General features: G+C 63.6%; 18 protein-coding genes. 12 read left to right on the top strand and 6 right to left on the bottom strand.

What is annotated here, in order from left to right; all coding sequences use genetic code 11:
• Positions 1–5 precede the first annotated feature (5 nt).
• The gene (locus GGQ90_RS09135; RefSeq protein ID WP_188081851.1) at positions 6–197 is read left to right on the top strand and encodes a DUF6771 family protein; all 192 of its coding nucleotides are present in this window, start codon (positions 6–8) and stop codon (positions 195–197) included.
• A gap of 75 nt (positions 198–272) precedes the next feature.
• Entirely contained in the window at positions 273–530 is a 258-nt protein-coding gene (locus tag GGQ90_RS09130; RefSeq protein WP_008828206.1) for a DUF6429 family protein, read from the top strand.
• A 4-nt stretch (positions 531–534) separates the two neighbouring features.
• Here GGQ90_RS09130 and GGQ90_RS09125 read toward each other — a convergent pair whose 3' ends face one another.
• Genes GGQ90_RS09125 through GGQ90_RS09115 form a run of 3 tightly spaced genes read right to left on the bottom strand, consistent with a single transcriptional unit; the run spans position 535 to position 3147 of the window.
• Positions 535–1080 (bottom strand): sigma factor-like helix-turn-helix DNA-binding protein, encoded by a 546-nt coding sequence (locus GGQ90_RS09125; protein WP_223178171.1) that lies wholly within the window; start codon positions 1078–1080, stop codon positions 535–537.
• A 13-nt stretch (positions 1081–1093) separates the two neighbouring features.
• Positions 1094–2029: a HEPN domain-containing protein gene (locus GGQ90_RS09120; RefSeq protein ID WP_223178170.1), complete on the bottom strand. Its 936-nt coding sequence runs from the start codon at positions 2027–2029 to the stop codon at positions 1094–1096.
• Positions 2029–3147 (bottom strand): M14 family metallopeptidase, encoded by a 1119-nt coding sequence (locus tag GGQ90_RS09115; RefSeq protein WP_188081848.1) that lies wholly within the window; start codon positions 3145–3147, stop codon positions 2029–2031. Before GGQ90_RS09115 ends, GGQ90_RS09120 begins: the two co-directional genes overlap by 1 nt.
• 555 nt (positions 3148–3702) lie before the next feature.
• Between GGQ90_RS09115 and GGQ90_RS09110 the strand changes: the two genes are divergently transcribed.
• Complete coding sequence (locus GGQ90_RS09110) at positions 3703–4278, top strand: hypothetical protein (RefSeq protein WP_188081847.1); 576 nt, start codon at positions 3703–3705, stop codon at positions 4276–4278.
• Between the two features lie 193 nt (positions 4279–4471).
• On the opposite strand, the gene GGQ90_RS09105 is transcribed toward GGQ90_RS09110, so the two are convergent.
• Entirely contained in the window at positions 4472–6211 is a 1740-nt protein-coding gene (locus GGQ90_RS09105) for a ParB/RepB/Spo0J family partition protein (protein WP_188081846.1), read from the bottom strand.
• Positions 6212–6699: 488 nt separating this feature from the next.
• Here GGQ90_RS09105 and GGQ90_RS09100 point away from each other — a divergent pair, with 488 nt between their 5' ends.
• On the top strand, positions 6700–7656 hold the full coding sequence (locus GGQ90_RS09100) for an alpha/beta hydrolase (protein WP_188081845.1): 957 nt from the start codon (positions 6700–6702) through the stop codon (positions 7654–7656).
• Between the two features lie 22 nt (positions 7657–7678).
• On the opposite strand, the gene GGQ90_RS09095 is transcribed toward GGQ90_RS09100, so the two are convergent.
• The gene (locus tag GGQ90_RS09095; RefSeq protein ID WP_188081844.1) at positions 7679–8218 is read right to left on the bottom strand and encodes an AAA family ATPase; all 540 of its coding nucleotides are present in this window, start codon (positions 8216–8218) and stop codon (positions 7679–7681) included.
• A 458-nt stretch (positions 8219–8676) separates the two neighbouring features.
• Here GGQ90_RS09095 and GGQ90_RS09090 point away from each other — a divergent pair, with 458 nt between their 5' ends.
• From GGQ90_RS09090 to GGQ90_RS09070, 5 genes are read left to right on the top strand one after another with little or no spacing between them, the layout of a single operon-like run.
• On the top strand, positions 8677–8916 hold the full coding sequence (locus GGQ90_RS09090) for a helix-turn-helix transcriptional regulator (RefSeq protein ID WP_188081843.1): 240 nt from the start codon (positions 8677–8679) through the stop codon (positions 8914–8916).
• Positions 8903–9100, top strand: a complete 198-nt coding sequence (locus tag GGQ90_RS09085; RefSeq protein ID WP_188081842.1) for a hypothetical protein — start codon at positions 8903–8905, stop codon at positions 9098–9100. The genes GGQ90_RS09090 and GGQ90_RS09085 overlap by 14 nt, the downstream gene beginning before the upstream one ends.
• Positions 9101–9144: 44 nt before the next feature.
• Positions 9145–9429: a toxin-antitoxin system TumE family protein gene (locus GGQ90_RS09080; RefSeq protein WP_188081841.1), complete on the top strand. Its 285-nt coding sequence runs from the start codon at positions 9145–9147 to the stop codon at positions 9427–9429.
• Positions 9426–9767, top strand: coding sequence for an HVO_A0114 family putative DNA-binding protein (locus tag GGQ90_RS09075; RefSeq protein WP_185707738.1), 342 nt, complete (start codon positions 9426–9428; stop codon positions 9765–9767). Before GGQ90_RS09080 ends, GGQ90_RS09075 begins: the two co-directional genes overlap by 4 nt.
• A gap of 23 nt (positions 9768–9790) precedes the next feature.
• The gene (locus GGQ90_RS09070) at positions 9791–11431 is read left to right on the top strand and encodes a recombinase family protein (RefSeq protein ID WP_188081840.1); all 1641 of its coding nucleotides are present in this window, start codon (positions 9791–9793) and stop codon (positions 11429–11431) included.
• A gap of 71 nt (positions 11432–11502) precedes the next feature.
• Here GGQ90_RS09070 and GGQ90_RS09065 read toward each other — a convergent pair whose 3' ends face one another.
• Complete coding sequence (locus GGQ90_RS09065; protein WP_188081839.1) at positions 11503–12786, bottom strand: oligogalacturonate lyase family protein; 1284 nt, start codon at positions 12784–12786, stop codon at positions 11503–11505.
• A 239-nt stretch (positions 12787–13025) separates the two neighbouring features.
• On the opposite strand from GGQ90_RS09065, the gene GGQ90_RS09060 reads away from it, so the two are divergent.
• The 3 genes from GGQ90_RS09060 (at position 13026) to GGQ90_RS09050 (ending at position 16899) form a co-directional block, all read left to right on the top strand.
• Positions 13026–13313 carry a BA14K family protein gene (locus GGQ90_RS09060; protein ID WP_246428181.1) on the top strand — a complete coding sequence of 96 codons (288 nt, stop codon included), beginning with the start codon at positions 13026–13028 and terminating at the stop codon, positions 13311–13313.
• Positions 13314–13387: 74 nt separating this feature from the next.
• A complete protein-coding gene (locus tag GGQ90_RS09055) occupies positions 13388–14143 on the top strand; it encodes an EF-hand domain-containing protein (RefSeq protein ID WP_188081837.1) in 756 nt (251 codons plus the stop codon).
• Positions 14144–14187: 44 nt separating this feature from the next.
• A complete protein-coding gene (locus tag GGQ90_RS09050; RefSeq protein WP_246428180.1) occupies positions 14188–16899 on the top strand; it encodes a TonB-dependent receptor in 2712 nt (903 codons plus the stop codon).
• Positions 16900–17043 lie beyond the last annotated feature (144 nt).

The raw sequence follows: 17043 nt of genomic DNA, 5'->3' as shown, positions 1-17043 counted from the left end.
GCGCCATGGACGAACATATTCAGGCGATCATTCTCGCCGTAGTGGAACGTGCGCCGCAATGGGTACGGCGCGATCTCGAAGCGAAGGATATCGGGGTCCGCGCGCGCGCGGAAGAGACGCTTGCAGCGATGATTACCGCTGCGCTCAAAGGTGAAGCGGTGCCAGCAACACAAACGGCTGCGGCCACGCCGGATTGATCGCCATCGGCGATGCGGTGACGGCAGGTTCCCCACGCTATATCATACTCGCCCGATACCTTCGGGAGATAGGACATGGACGATGCGGATATCGACACCGATCGGATCGACGAAGCGGTCCTGGCGCTGATGTTCCTGACGCTGCACGAGGAAGACCGACGGTCGGGCATGGCGAGAGCCTGGAAGTCCTTCGACTGGGACGCGCTCGATCGCTTGCATGCGCAAGACCTGATTCTCGACCCGGTGGGAAAGGCAAAGTCGGTCCTGCTGACACCCGAAGGTCGCCGCCGCAGCGAGGAACTTTTCTACCGGCTATTTGCCAAGGGCGACTGACGGCTCAGGCGTCAGTGCCCAGCGTTCGCAACCAATCCTCAAAGCGCTTCGGGCCGATCTCGATCAGGTCAAGCACGCTCGATATGCGCTCAAAGACATTCTCTCGCGTGATCGCCATCCGCGCGGCGATCTGATCCAGGGTCAATTTGTCGGCAGAGAAGAGAAGGACCGTTTCCCGCAACGGTTCGGGCAGGGTTTCGATCAGCAGGATCGCGACGGTAAGGTCATCATCCATCTTCCGCTGCCAGACGACCGGCTTGTCGATGCCCATGGCGCGTAAACGATCCGCGCAATAGCGTCGGTGCCGCTCACGTAAAGCTCGCTCTGTCGGGCTGATCTGCGCGGCGCGCCAGCGCCTTGGCCTCTCGCCGTCGAGCATAGCGACGATCATCCCCAGTGCCTCTGCGATGCAGGCCATTACCGCTGTCATGTCGATGGACAAGCGGCGAGCGATTTCCTCGAAGGGGAGATCGTCGGCCTGATGCATCCTGAGCACCACGCGGGAAAGTACCGGCAGGCGCTCCACGGCATCGAGATAGGCGGCGCGCATTTCAGCCGTGGGATCAGGCGAACTGGACATGATCCGCCTCCCGCCCAATCTCATCCAGCCCATCGAGCCGTTCGAGGCAGACCGCCTGCACCAGCTTGTAGAGAGCGGCGGTGCAATCCATCGCCCAGGCCACCTCTTCAGGCGCAATCCGGTATGTGCGCCCGTAGCGCACCTCGACATAGGCGCGCCGGATACAGCCGAAGACACGCCGCTCGAAAGGCGTTTCCTGCGGCCATGCGAGTGCAAGGCGGCTGTCGAGATATTCGGCGACTTCGCGCAGTTCGTCGAGGGCGTGCGTGCGCAGCCCATTGAGGGTCAGCGACCACGCCACGCACTGGTAGAGATGCTCGTTGGCCTGGTGCAGGAGGAGCGCCGCCATGGGCGCATTGCCGCGCTTTTCGAAGAAGGCCGCGCCCATGAGAAAATCACCGGCCCGTTCGTACCAGCGTGCGAACTCGCCATGCCCGCGCTCGCGCCGCCGTGCGGCAGGTAGCCTTCGCGGCGCTTCGAGGCGCGCGCTGCTGGCCTGATAGAGCGCGATACCGTCGGTCGCGATCGTCACGAACCATGGGACGCCGTGAACGAGGGCGTGGTTCACATGGCTGAGCGTGTGAATGCATAGCCGCACCGGGTGGGTTATCTCGCCCACTTCCCATGCGCGCCGCAGCCGGTCGCGGATCGGCGCCCAATCATCCCGGCGCGCAGCGATCCGGTTGTGGTTGACGATAACCAGCAGCCGGATGGGCGCGAGTGTAAGTACAGGACTTGCGCCCTGATCCCGGCATGCGTGCGCGCCGTAGAGGATCAGCTTGTCGATACGGGCCGTCTTGTAGCGCTGCGCGCGCTTGTGGGCGCACAGGTCGTCGAAGCCCTCGAACAACAGGGCAGCGACCCGGCGCAGTTCCTCTCGCATGGAACCGGAGAGATGATCGAGGTCGGTGTGCAGCATCACGGCAATTCCTCCCCCGGCAGATCGGTATAGCCGGTGATGGTCCCCACATCGGCAACCAGCGTGGCTACCGTTTCGATGATTTCGGCGGGAGGGAGTGCCATGAGAACGGCTCTTGCCTGATCTGGCCGTCTGCCGCCGCGATGATAGTCTGACAGCGGCGTGATCAGCCGTTCGAGTTCGTCGCTGGGCGGCGCGAGCCCATTCGCGCGCGCGTGTCTCAGGGCGCCCTCCAGATCGAGCCCGATATGCCTTCGGTTCCAGTCATCGCAGTAGCCTGCATGGAGCAGCAGGGCCTTGAGCGCGAACTCCGTGGCATAGGCTGCCGCCTGCACGATCTTCGAGGAAAGGTCGCGCGCATGGGCCTCGACCATCATGCCGACGTGATCGACGGCGCGGCGGTAGAAGGTGACGGCAAGCAGCAGGTCGAAGTCGCCGGGGCGGTGGTAGAGATCGAGATTGTGGCGGGGATGATTGCCAAGATGGGAACGCAGCGAGCGTGGCCGCGCCTCGTTGTCAATCTCGGCCAGAAGCGTGCCGAATGCCTCAGCAAGTATCATTCGAGCCTCGGCCTCGCTGGTGCGCAGGGGGCGGGAGATCCGGCCAAGGTCGAGGCCGTAAGCCCGGTAGCGTTGGAAGGCGATCCGTTGCGGCTCGTCCAGGGTCGCGACTGCCGCCATGAAGCGGTCATGGACCCTCTTGGCCTCGGCATTCCGCGGCGGGTCCATCGCCCGGTCGAACAGGACGATGCCGCCCGCGTAGCGCTCCGCCAGCCATGGATTGGTATGGGAAAAGCGCGCGGCCTCATCGATGGTGAAGACCGATAGCTCAACCTCTATCGCTCGCACGAGTTGAGACTTGAGGACGGCCTGGGCGCGGCCCCAATAGCGCTCTTTTCCCTTGTAGGCCTCATGGTCGACGAAGGCCCAAATCTCGAACAGCAGCGGCTCGCGGTCCCATTTGATGATTGCTGATCGATCGGCATTCTTGCCGACCAGCATCAACCCTTCGAGCCTGCCGCGCCGGGGCGCGCGGTCGCGACGATCGATGAAATAGGCGCGAAGTATGCGCACCGCGCGCTCAATCGCCATTCTGGGATAGCGATCGAGATGCAGCACGCGGGCGACGACGCGATCTCGCATCTCATTGTAGTCGGACATCTCGCGATCATGCTTCGCGTCAGCCGCAAGTGTCGGCGAACCTCCGTCATGGTTCTCGTCCATGGGAACCTCCAGTCCGCATCCAGGCGGATGAGGCGGAAGGAACGGGGCGGATGCGGTAATACGGTCCCGAAACTCCCGCGCGCTGAGACGCGGGAGCCACCGGGGCTGGTAACATGATCCGAAGACATGCGCCGCCGCTTTTAACCCGAAGGCCTGGACATATGCGACGGCACCCCGAAAACGATGAGTTTTCGGGCGCGTTATTTTCGGATCGGGATTACCAGTCCCGGCGCTGCCCTTTTCGCAACGCGAAGATAGCATATCAGAAAATGACCATGAAACAAAGAGTCGGCTGAAGCGATGGGCTTTGGTTCGGTTTCAAAGAGAGCCGATCGTCAATGCCACTTGTCGCACTATTTGCGCCAGCGGATGGACGCCTATCCGTCAAAAACGCTGGCCTTTAGCGCAACCAGGTAGTTAAATTTCTTCGAATCGCAGTGGGAGGCCCAATTGATCCTGTTTGGCACTTTATTAGCCGTCAGTGTCGCTACACCGATTCAGGCAGAAGGGTTGTATGGAAACTGGGCCTCGGATTGCACCCCAATCGGCAAGGGCGGCCGACATGGGATCATCACCCGGATCGCCATCAAGGACGGGGCGATCGAAGCCAGCGCTCGATTATATGCCAAGAATGACTGTCAAACGCCCACGCTGGACGTGGACTATCGTGGCATAGACCTCCAAACGAACAAGAAGGAGGACGGCATCCTGTTTCATCATACGGTGGCATCAATCACGCTGACGCCACTGTCCGAGGCAGTCATAGCCCAGTATAATCTGGTCGATGGGGAGGTGCATGGCTGCGGATTGAAGAGGTGGGCGCTCAATGTGCCAAAATCTGTTGCGGGGCGGACATGCGATCCGTTCTACTTCGCACAGGAGCGAACAACGCTGTATGATACAGCCTGGATCGCTGACGGCGCGGTTCAGTTTGCAAGTCTGCCTATGATTTGGACCAACACCGACGCGGGTCGGCGCACAAGTAAGCCGCTTCCCATCCGTTACAGCCGGACAGCTTCGAAATGACCGTTGCGAGAGGCTTTCTATGGCCCCAGTAGTTGGACAGCAGTGAAATATTCCGTTCGTCGCAAACCGCTCCTCCGGCATTTTGGCGGAGGAGCGGTTTTTCAAATCTGCGTTCGTCATGCTCGTCCTTGGTGGCTCTTCCCGCCGAGCGGTAGAAGCCCCGGAGGCGATACCGCCTCCGGGTCATGCAAGGTCAGGCGGCTTGCGCCATCGGCTGATCCACGGTTTCTGCGGTATCGAGCAACGAGGCAATCTCGCTCCACCGCTCGACGCTGCCAACGCCGCCCCGCTCAGTATAGGTGGACGGCAGGAAGGACATCCAGCGCGGCACCCAGCCATCAACCTTCGCCCGCCCGTTGGTCCCGGCAACGCAGTCGCGCACGATCTGCCGCTGGACCTTGGCGCTTTCCCCGGCATTGGCGGTTGCGACCGTGTTACCGGCGACATCCGCGACGATCTTGCCCATAATCTCCTTGTCGCGGATGCTGTCGAGCAAGGCGTCGTCGGCCTGCCAGACCGCCGCCATATCCACCTTGAGCAGCACGCCCAGCAATTCGACCATCCCGCTTCCCGCCGCCAGCGTCTCGCCCATGACGATGGCGAGGACGGACATGACACCCTCATCGGATAGGCCTAACAGATGGTTGAATAGCCCCGGCAAACCATGATCGCCTGTATAGCCGCCCGTGACGGTGGGAGTCTCGAGATCGAAGTCTAGCAGGCTCAGAACCGCGCGCCGCTTGGCATCGAAGATGGCTTCCGATGCACTGGCTTCCACGCTTTCCGCGATGGCATCGGTATTGGCTCGCTGCTTCTCGACATCCACCCGCCACAGGGGCGAACCGACAATGACATGGGCGAGTATCAGGCGAAGGGCCATCGCAGGCTGCGAAATTAGGGAAGCGCGCACGGCGGCATGCCGGTGAAGATCGATATAGTTCTGGATAGGAGCGCTGACCTCAGGGCGCACGGGCTTGGATAGGGTTTCTCCTGCCTCGCGCTTACGGGCTTCCTTCCCGGTGATGTAGCCCTCATGGAAGGTCACTTCGCCGCGTTGGCTGATAGCCACATAGACCCGACCGCCTTTCTTCTTCTGGCAGCGCTCATGCTCCCATGTGTGGAAATATTCGCCGCGCCCCATCACGACGACCTCCGGCCAACCTGCCTCCCGGAAAGCCTCCGCGCGTTTCTCGATCGCTGCCATCTGTGCGGTCCAGAAATCGGCGGCACAGGCAAAATAGCTGTCTTCGCCGAACAGGTCGGAGACGATCTCGCCACCATAGCCTTCAAGACCGAACAACGCGACCTTGGTGGAAATGGCCGCACCGCCCATGAGCCACGCCTTGAGGTTCTGGCCCAAGGGAGCATGGTCCCTCTCGCTGTCAAGCAGTGCCAGCCATTCACGCTGCTGCGCCTTGGTGGCAAGGGTCAGGTGCCGCACGGTGACGGCATCGATGCGATCCGTCCGGTAGAGATTGCGGATGCGCGGCATCAGATTGCCCAGCGCAAGGGTCCGCTTCACCTGTAGCGCCGTCAGCCCAAAGGTCAGGGATATATCCTCCACGTTGCGCCCCTCCCGGACAAGCCGGGTGAAGGTTTCGTGGCGGGTCATCTCGTCGGGGTCCAACCTTGCGATGTTCTCGATCAGCGAGGCTTCCAGCGCCGCCGCATCGTCACCTGCTGCCATGACGGCGCAAGGCAACGGCTCAATGCTGCCGTTTTCCTCTGCGATAGCCAATGCGGCATGATAGCGCCGCTTGCCTGCCACGATCTCATAGCTGTCACTATCCTTCTCCCGCACGATCAGCGGCACGAGGACGCCCCGCGCGCGTACCGAAGGCAGGATGTTGGTCAGATCAGGAGCCTTCTTTCCCCCGCGCATGTTGGCCGACGAAACCGAAAGGCTGGCGATATCGATGTGCTTGAGTTCCATGTCTCTTTACTCCTCTTCGCATCATCCCGGCCCCGGAATGCGGGGTGGGCGGCAAGAGCGCACCGGCAGGCGCGGCGGCAGAGGCGGGTTGCACCCGCAGGGCTGGAACGAAGAGAAAGACCCGGCGCAGCCAGGTTGCGGCCCGCCGCGACGCGCCTAAAGGGTAGCGACGCCCACACCGCTTGTCGGAGCCGGTTTTACGCCATCGCGCGCATGCACGATGTCCGCATGGAAGCGGCGCAGGCGCTTTCCCCGCGTCATGCGATCGTCATGCCATGAGGCGCCGAGACACAAGCGCAGCGTGGCTCGGTGGAGCGAAGCGGAATAGAGCGCGGCCCGCGCCGCAGCGCGGGGACGCCCTTGCTGATCTCCAAATCCTACTACGTCACAAAGAACATTCCAATGCGTCGCTCGACCAGCACCATTGCTTGCGCGGAGCAGGCGTGCCTTCTAGAAATTGCATAACTACTTACTTTCGAGGTTGACCCATGGGCTTTCCTGCCACGCTGCTTGCCATCGCGTTAGCCGCGTCTACGGCTCCTGCGCCACTCGAAACCTTTCCTGAGGTGCAAGGTCCGAACGGGGCGCTGAAAGGGACGATGCTGTCCCCCGCGAAAAGCGCACCGATCGTCCTGATGATACCTGGGTCCGGCCCAACAGACCGGGATGGCAATAATTCTGCAGGCTTGAAGGCAGGCACGCTGAGATTGCTTGCCGAGGGGCTGGCCGCGCGGGGCATTGCAACCGTCCGTATCGACAAGCGGGGCATGTACGCGAGCGCGGGCGCAATAGCAGATGCCAACGCCGTCACCATGGAAGATTATGCGTCGGACACGCATTCCTGGATCACAAGCATCCAGCGCTCTACCGGCGCCAAATGCGTATGGCTGCTGGGGCATAGCGAAGGCGGGACAGTGGCACTGCTGGCCGGGCAGGATGATGAGAAGATTTGCGGGGTGATCCTTATATCTACACCGGGCAGGCCTTTGGGACAGGTGTTGGATGAGCAGTTGAAAGCTAATCCGGCAAATTCACCTATTTTAGATGAAGCCGAAGGAATAATTTCCGAACTCGAAGCAGGGCACCGCGTCGACAAGGCCAGCATAAATCCCGTCCTGCTTCCATTGTTTCACCCGGCGGTTCAGGGGTTTCTCATCAGTCAGTTTGCCATCGACCCGGCAAAGCTTGCTGCAAAATGCTCGAAGCCGGTTCTGATCCTTCAGGGCGAGCGTGACATCCAGGTCAGTCGCAGGGATGCGCAATTGTTGAAAGACGCGCAGCCCAAGGCCAAACTGGTCCTGTTACCCGCCACCAATCATGTATTGAAAGAGATTGCCTCCGATGATCGGAGAGCCAATATTGCGACTTACTCAGACCCCGGCTTGCCGCTGGCTCCCGGTGTAGCGAACGCTATAGCGGACTTCATCAAAGCACCCCCTCGTTAAGACAAGCCTTCCAGCGTCAGGGTCATGCATTGATCCGAGAGCGGATGAAGGCCGCGCGCTCCGACACGGATGCAAGAGGCAAGTGAACAAGTCGGTATCCCAACGACGTGTACGCATCGACCATGGCCTCGAAAGTGACCTTCGCTTCCATTTCGCTCTGCGTCCGCTCGGCATCCTGCCTGTAGATCGCAGGCCAGTGCGGCGCGATGAAGACCTGCTCGGCGTAGCGAAGGACTTCTACCGCGTGCATTACCGTAAGGGGAACGTCCAGACCGTTGAGCTGGAGGTATCCCACGATATCGGGAAGACCCCGGTCGAAGACGACAGGCCCTTCGCACAAAGCTGCCGCTTTGTAGGCGTGCAATTCCCAGTCCAACATCATACTGGCGAACGCAGTGCGATCCGCCCAGGGGAGAGCCGTCCCCCCGTTTGCGACCTGCTCCTGAATGATCGCACGCCCCCCTTCGGGCATGCAGCATAGACCCTGCATCGCGAGCAGCCCTACCAGGCTGGTTTTGCCGGAACCCGGTCCGCCGGTGATGATATGGAAACGCGCGGACATGCGCTGTACCTCCAGGCCGCTCGCAGGCTTAACGGTCGTTGATTTGATGGCACCCGAACCTGCGCGAGATCCGCGCCGCCGCATTCGGCATGACATAGCAGCCTCTTGCGTGAAGCACGTGATTCGCGCAATCATCTCACTTGGCGGGCAGGCCATCGGGGAAAGGACCGATGGATATGCCGAATACATCATAGCTCAAATGGTCTGAGGCGGATCGGCGAGCGTAAAAAGCGTGGCAATCAGGCAACAACGCCTGAGGAAAACGCATACGGAAGCAAAGCGGGCAAGTTCCCGCCAAGTCCCGCTATGACCGCCGATGTCCCTCTACGTCCCTCCATTGCCCTACAACCGGCATCCGGCCTTCAGCAAGGTCGGTGGCGCGCATCTTGTCTTGCGCGGAAACTGCGCCATTCTGGGCTTTAGGGGGCATCGCCAACGCTTGATTGAAAGCCTCCCTTATGTCGAATGCAGAACGTATTATCCGTCTCGATACCGTCCGCGCCCGCACCGGGCTTTCCCGCTCGACCATCTACCGCAAGATGGCGGACGGAACCTTTCCTGCCCAACTCAAGATCAGCATCCATGGCGCTGGCTGGCACGAGTCCGCCATAAGCCGCTGGATCGCTGATCCCGCTGGCTACAGGGCCGACAACGACAATCCTTCCTCGCAGGGAAAGGCGAGCCATGGAAAAGGGTGACGATGCCGCGCCCCCTGATCGCCTTCGCCCCGCCAACGACAATGAGCCTGCCCAGCAACCGCCCGACATTGATGTGGAGGCGGCGCTGACCCGCATAGCGGAGGCCATCGGCCGCCACATCGCACGGGAGCATATCCGCGCCTGGAGGGCGGCCAATGACAATGAGCCGGAGACAAGCAAATGATGGATTCATTGACATCGAATGCTAATGATGGCATATAAGCCATCATGAAGGCGGAACCGTTGCTCAATGAGCGGCACCAGCTTGATGCAGTCTCCTTCGTCGAACTGCGGATATGGCGGGTGCCAAAGCCGGTGAAGGGATCGGCGCACGATCTCAAATACGCCCTTGCCTATGTCGTCGATAGCGTTTGCGTGCTGCGCTACGACAATGAGGCAGGCAAGGGCGATCACCGGCACATCGGCGAGGTGGAAACGGCCTATGCCTTCACGACGCCCGCCGCGCTGCTGGCGGACTTTTGGAAGGACGTGGATCAATGGAAACCGACATGAACACTGTAACGCTCTCGGTCGCCTCCCGTGAAGAGGTGACACGCCGCGCGCTGGCCGCGTTCGAGGGCAAGGCCCAAGGCGCGCATCACAGCTTCGCCAGCCCCGACCTGCTGTGGCAGACGTTCACGCGCAAGCGCTGGGACCTCATTCAGGCCATGACCGGCCAGGGCGTCATGTCGATCCGCGAGGCGGCGCGCCGTGTGGGACGGGACATGAAGGCGGTGCATGGCGACGTGCAAGCGCTCCTTGCGGCAGGCGTGATCCGCAAGGAAGGGCGCGGCATCGTGTTTCCCTTCGATGCCGTCCATGTCGATTTCATGCTGACCAAGGCCGCCTGACGGCGCGAAACGGGAGGTATGTCATGATGCGTATTGCCCTCTATGCCCGTTACTCCTCCGATCAGCAAAGCGCGGCCTCGATTGAGGATCAGCTTCGCGTGTGCCGCGAGCGCGCGACACGCGAGGGCTGGCATGTGGTGAGCGTCTATGAGGATGCCGCGATTTCCGGCGCGAGCATGATCCTGCGTCCCGGCATCCAGTCGCTGGTGCAGGACGCTCAGGCGGGCAAGTTCGATATCGTCCTTGCCGAAGCACTGGACCGGGTGTCGCGCGATCAGGCGGATGTGGCGACGCTCTTCAAGCATCTCCAGTTCGCGCGCGTTCCCTTGGTGACGCTCGCCGAAGGCGAGATTTCGGAACTGCATGTCGGTCTCAAGGGCACGATGAACGCGCTGTTCCTGAAAGACCTCGCCAGGAAGACCCATCGCGGGCAGCGCGGGCGGGTCGAGAAGGGCTTCTCGGCGGGTCCGGTCGGCTACGGCTATCGGACCGTTCGCCGCCTTTCCAGTGAGGGCGAACTGGTGCGCGGCGAATGTCGGATCGAGCCGTCAGAGTCGCCCATTGTGGAACGCATCTTCCGCGAGTTCGCGGCTGGCAAGAGCCCGCGCGCTATCGCGCGCGATCTTAATGCCGATGGCATTCCGGGGCCATCAGGCCGTCCGTGGAGCGACACCACCATACGCGGCAAGCGCAGTCTCGGGATCGGCATCCTCAACAATGAACTCTATGTCGGCGTGCGTGTGTGGAACCATAAGCAGGCCGTCAAGGACCCGCGCACCGGACGAACCGTGCGCCGTCCCAATCCTGAGGCCGAATGGGTTCGAGCCGAAGCGCCCCAACTTCGCGTCGTCAGCGATGATATGTGGCGGGCGGTAAAGCACCGACAGGACGTGCTTGGCGAGCAATACAAGCCGATGATCGATGGCGTTCATGCGGCGCAGGCGAGCCGGATGCACCGCGCCCGCCGCCCCGCCACTCTGCTGTCTGGTCTCGTCGAGTGCGGTGTGTGCGGCGGCAAGGTCGGTCTGGCGGTCAATGGGCGCTTTGGCTGTATCAATCATCATCGCCGCCATACTTGCGACAACAACCGCACCGTTCGCCGCGAGGCACTGGAAGAGCGGGCGCTTGCTGGCCTTCGCGAACGGCTGGTGTCGCCGGAGAAGGTGCAGGCAGCAGTCGCCGCCTATGCCGAGCATATCAACCGCGAGAACCGCGAGGCGCGCGCGCAGGTCGAAGCCGACGGCCGCGCGCTGGACAAGATCGAGCGCGCCATCGCCGGGATCATGACCGCGATCGAGGACGGGCTATACCAGCCCACGATGAAGGCCCGCATGGCGGAACTGGAACGGCAGAAGGCCGACATCGCAACCCGCATGGCGCAGGCCCCGCAAGCGATGCCTGATGTGCATCCAGGTATCGCCGAAATCTACAAGCGGGAAGTGGAGCGGTTCTGCAAGGCGCTCGAAGACCCTGAAACCCGGCTTGACGCCTCCGGCGCTATTCGTTCGCTCATTCACCGGATCGTCCTGCATCCCGGCGAGAAGCGTGGCGAAATCCACGCCACGCTACATGGTGCCCTGATGAGCATACTCGATTTTGCAACCGAAACCCCTCGGCCCGAACCTATTGTTACGACAAAGGTGGCTCAGGGTTCGCTGGCATGACGGGATAAGGGGCATTGCGCACCCCATCCATCCTCGCCATTCGGCGGGCGTCGGACTTGTCCGCGCGCGGTCTAGCGGGGTTTCGCGGTTTCGACGGCATAGATGGCGGGGCTGCCGGCGACATTGCTGCGATAGACCAGCCATTTGCCGTCGGGCGTGAAATGCTGGTTGGGTTCGAGCGTGTAGTCATGGCTTGCGAGATCGACGAGCCGTTCCGTTTCCAGCGTGCCGGTGGCGATCAGCGCGTCGCCGCCGAGCGTGTTGCGGGCGCGGGGATTGTCGTCGGGGCGAGGGTGGAAGAGGCTGATATATTTGCCGTCATTGGCGCCGTCGCCGGAGAAGCTGCGGCCGTCGGGCGATGAGGCGAAATGATAGGAGCCCTGGCCCGGACGGATCGCATACCAGCGACGCGCGCCATTGGTGACGTCATGGCCGGCAAGCCAGCGCATCCCCTGCGGCATGATGAGGTCGTACCAGATGGTGCGGCCGTCGGGCGCCCAATATTCATGGCCGGCAATCTCGCCCTGCAGAATGCGCTGATGCACCTTGGTTTTGGCGCTGCCGTCGGTGCGGATGGTCCAGATGCGATCGACCTGCTGCCAGGGGCCTTCATGGCAATACATCAGCAGATCGGGATCGGTCGGCGAGAATTGGACATGGTTGAGCCAGTCCTTCGACGCGGTGATGCGGCGCTGCTGGCCGGTGGCGATGTCGATCGCGAAGATTTCCATCGGCACGCCGGCGGCGAGCCGGGCCTCCATCCATTTTTCCTTGGCGGCGGCGAAGGAGAGGGGGCGGCCCTGATCGTCGGTGCCGCTATAGCTGGGCGAGCCGGTCTTGGGATCACGCTTGCCCTGGGCGGCGATGGCGGGCGGCGGCGGGGCGAGTTCGCGATGGCCGGCAAGCAGCGTGTCGTTAGCATTGATGGATTCGATGCGGCCGCCCGGCATTGCCGCGATCCGGCGGCGCTTGCCGCTGTCGAGATCGACCGACCAGACGATGAAGGAGGGCTCGCCGTCGCTGCTGCCGGTCGGGTTGGTGGTATAATAAGCGACATTGGCGCGGTGGCCGACGAACAGCAGCCGGTCGACCTTTTCCTTCAGCACCAGCCGGGTGCGCCAGTTGCTGGTGTCGGCAACGCGGATCCCCTCCGGCGTCAGATAGACCATGCGCTTTCCGTCGGGAGTGAAGGGATTATAGTTGAAATAGAGGCCATAATTGCCCGGCCGGTCATCGACGCGGACGATGCGGTGGCCGGTGGTCGGGTCGGTCCAGCTGGCGGGCGAGGCGGCGGGAGCGGGCGACGCGTTGGGCTTTTGGGCCGCGACGAGCAGGGGGAGGGCCAGCCCGATCATTGCCTGCCTCAACCGCATCCCATCCTCCCAGTTCAAGTTCAATTTGCGGGATTGGATACCGGATATCGGGAATTTAGCAAGGCGGCGGTGATGCGCGCGCGCACCGGAGGCGCCATCCCAAGCCTTTGAGAGAGGAGGGCAATAAGGCGCGGGCTTCTGAAATATTCGTGAAATGCCGGGGCAAAATGGGGTGGCCACAGACGGGACGGAGATTTTCCACCCACATGAAAGGCCATGACATGACTTATCCTTCGCTCCTGACCCTGGGCGCCGCCGCGCTGATGGCGACGCTGGGCGCGCCGGCCATGGCGCAGGCGCCGCATCATGGCGCGAGCCAGCCGGCGAGCAGCAAGGCCCCGGCCAAGAAGCCTGCCCCGGCAAAGGCCCAGCCCGCCAAGGCCCAGCCGGTCAAGGGCCACTCGACCGGCGCGGCGCACCAGAAGGCCTGCCGCAATCGCTACAAGAGCTATGACGCCAGGCTGGACAGCTATCTCTATCGCGGCAAGCGGGTGCGCTGCACGCTCTGATCGCGATCGACGCGGGGCGGCGCCGGGGGACGGCGCCGCCCCCTTCCCATTTTCATGAAGAAGGATGAGGCGCGATGCGCAAGATGATGATCGGGGCGGCGCTGCTGCTCTGTTCGGCGCCGCTGCTGGCCCAGGGGGGCATGGGTGGCGGTATGGGCGGCGGCGGCATGGGGGGAGGCATGGGCGGTGGCCCGCCCGGCGGCGGTGGCGGCCCTCCCGGTGGTGGCGAAGGCCGGCCGCAAAAGCCGCGCGAGATGAAGCCGATCAAGCGCAGCCAGATCGACAGGATCGTGACCGCCATGTTTGCCGAAGCCGACAGCAATCGCGACGGCATCGTGACGATCGACGAATTGCGGCTGGTGGTGCAGGCGCGGCGCGAAGCGATCATCCGCACCCGTTTCGAGGCGATCGACGGCAATCATGACGGCACGCTGAGCCTGGTTGAGTTCCAGGCCTGGCAAAGCAGCATGGGATCGGTAGCCTTGTCGGAAACCGGCGCGATGGGCGATCAGGGCGGGCCGGTGGCCGAGGCGATCATGCCCAAGCTGGGCGACGACCCCGAGGATGCTATACTGGGCCGCCTGATCGAGCCGCTCAATGCCAGCGCGATCGCCCAGGCCAACAGCAATTATGACGCCGGCGCCTCGCTGGAGGAAGTGCTGGCGTTCGAACATGCCCGCTTCGATGCGGCGGACGCCGATCATGACGGCGTGCTGTCGGCCGAGGAGATGCGCAGCCTGATGCCGCGGCGTGGTCCCGGTGGAGGCCCCGGTGGCCCCGGCGGTCCGGGTGGACCGGGCGGCGCGGGCGGACCGCCGCCGCGCAACTGACGGGATAGATGCCGATGCCTTGCCTATCCTTGTCCTGCCGTCGGGTGGGCAGCGCCCTGCTGCGCGCCGGATGCAGCCTGTTCGCCCTGTCCCCGTTCGCCCTGTCGACACCGGCGGCGGCGCAGAGCGTGGCGAGCGACGATATCGTCGTCACCGGGCAGGCGCCGCCGGGCGCGGTGATCGGTGACATTCCCGCGCAGAACCAGCTCGGCCGTGCCGACATCGATGCCTATGGCGTCGGCACGGTCAGCGAATTGCTGGACGAGATCGCGGCGCAGACCAGCAGCAATCAGGGGCGCAGCGATGACGGTCCGGTGGTGCTGGTCAATGGCAAGCGGATTTCGGGCGTCAACGAGGTCAGCGACCTGCCGACCGAGGCGATATTGCGGCTCGACATCCTGCCCGAGGAGGTCGCGCTCAAATATGGCTATGACGCGCAGCGCAAGGTGGTGAACATCATCCTGCACCGGCGCTTCCGATCACAGGTCGCCAATGCGGGCGGCGGGATCGCGACGGCGGGGCAGGGCGAAAATCTGGCCGGCGACGTGGGCTATACCCGCATTCGCGACAATGACCGGGTGAGCGTGACTGCGCGGGCCAAATCCTCCGCCTCGCTGCTGGAAAGCGAGCGCGACGTGATCGTCGATCCGGAGGCTGCGAGTGATCCGACCGGGCGGGTCAGCGACGACCGCGCCTATCGCACCCTGTCGCCCGCCACCCGCAGCTATATGCTGAACGCCACGGTCGCGCATCAACTGAGCGAGACGGCGAACCTGTCCTGGAACGGGCGGGCGGACTACAAGACGAGCAAGGCACTGAATGGCCTGCCCACCGGCAGCCTGACCGATGGCGACGAGACGGTCGACCGCATCCTGTCGCTCGATCCGCTGCATCAGGATGCGCGCGCGCTGACGCTGAGCAGCGGCGTCAGCCTGAATATCGACCTGTCGAAGACCTGGCGCCTGTCGGTGATCGGCAGCTACAGCCATAGCGATAGCCGGACCGACAGCGATCGCGGCTATGATCTGGACGATGTGCAGGCGGCGCTGGACGCGGGCGATGTGGCGGCCGATGGCGTGCTGTCCGCGAGCCTGCTGGGGGCCATGGGCACGCAGAAGGCGCGCGCGTTGCAGGACACGGGCAGCGCCAGCCTGCTGGTCAATGGCAAGCTGTTCAAGCTGCCGGCCGGCAATGTCGGCATGAACCTGCGGCTGAGCGGCGACACGAGCAGCCTGCGATCGTCCAGCACGCTGGACGGGGTGATGTCGCAGCGGACCGCCAGCCGCACCAATGGCGGCGCCCAGATCAGTTTCGACCTGCCGATCGCCAGCCGGCGCAATGGCTTCCTGCCGGTGCTGGGGACGCTGACCGCCAACATGAACGCGTCGGTGACGCAGGTTTCCGACTATGGCACGCTCGGCACGCTGGGCTATGGCCTGAGCTGGACGCCGCGCACCGGCATCACCATCATCGCGGCGGTCAATAATGACCGGACCGCGCCGACGCTGGACCAGCGCAACAGCCCGACCATCACGACCAGCAATGTGCGCGTCTATGACTATGTGCGCGGGCAGAGCGTGACGGTGACGCAGGTGAGTGGCGGCAATCCGGCGCTGACCGCCGACAATCGCCACCAGTTCAAGCTGGGCGCGACGGTGAAGCCGCTCACCAAGGTCAACCTGACCCTGTCGGCCAATTATGTGAGCAGCGAGACGCGCGACGCGATCATCAGCCTGACCGGCGTGTCCTCCGCGCTGGAGAGCGCCTTCCCCGATCGCTACAGCCGCGACGAGGAAGGAATGCTGACGCGGATCGACACACGCTCCGTCAATGTCGCGCGCGAGGAGGTGAAGCAGCTGCGCTGGGGCCTCAATTTCACGGAGATATTGCGCAAGCCCAAGCGGCCCGAGCCCCCGGCCGGCTTCGTGCCGCCATGGCGGCGGGCAGCGGCGCAGGGGAATGAGGCGCAGATGGCGGCGCCAAAGGCGGAGGGTGGCGATGGGCCGCCCGCAGAGGGCGCGCCCGGCGGTGGTCCCGATGCCGAGCAGGATGCGATCCTGGTCGACGGCCACCGGCCCGATGATGCGACGCCGATGGGGCCGCCCGGCGGCTTTGGCGGGCCGGACGGCTTTGGCCCGCCGCCTGGCCCTCCGCCCGATGGCATGGGGCCGCCGCCTGATGGTCCGCCGCCCGGCGGTGGTCCGGGCGGTCCCGGTGGACCCGGTGGACGGGGCGGCTTCGGCCCGCCCGGTGGCGGTCCGTTCGGCGGCGGCAGCGACAATGGCGCGCGTCTGCAACTCTCGCTCTATCACAGCATCATGCTGCGCGACGCGGTGCTGCTGAGCGAGGGCGGGCCGTGGGTCGACCTGCTGAACGGCGGCACGCTGGGCGGCAGTCCGCAGCCGCGCCACAAGGTGCAGCTGAGCAGCGGGGTGATCGACAATGGCGTCGGCATCCGGCTGGACGGCAACTGGCAGAGCGCGTCGCATGTGACCGGGGACCAGACGGCGTCGGGTGGCGACCTGCGCTTTGGCCAGTTGGTGACGTTCGACCTGCGGCTGTTTGCCAACATGGCCAACCGGTTCCGTGGACAGGACTGGGCGCGGGGCATGCGGCTGAGCTTTACCGTCGGCAACCTGCTCAACCGGCGGCAGAGCGTGACCGATGGCACGGGCACGACGCCCGTCGCCTATCAGCCCGCCTATCTCGATCCCGAGGGGCGGACGCTGATGCTGTCGGTGCGGAAGATCTTCTGAGCGGGGCGCGTCCTGGCGGGCGCGCCCTTATTTTCCTGCCGATCGCCGATCAAATTGGACAATGGCCTAGATAAATTCAGGAAATCGTGATTATCGCCCAATATTGCGCCGGTGCAGCAGGTCGTCTGCATACGGAACGGGCAG

It is taken from the genome of Sphingobium scionense (assembly GCF_014197035.1).
Classification (GTDB): Bacteria; Pseudomonadota; Alphaproteobacteria; order Sphingomonadales; family Sphingomonadaceae; genus Sphingobium; species Sphingobium scionense.
The sequence above is the reverse complement of the archived record's forward strand: the minus strand, read 5'-3'. Positions and strand labels throughout refer to the sequence as shown.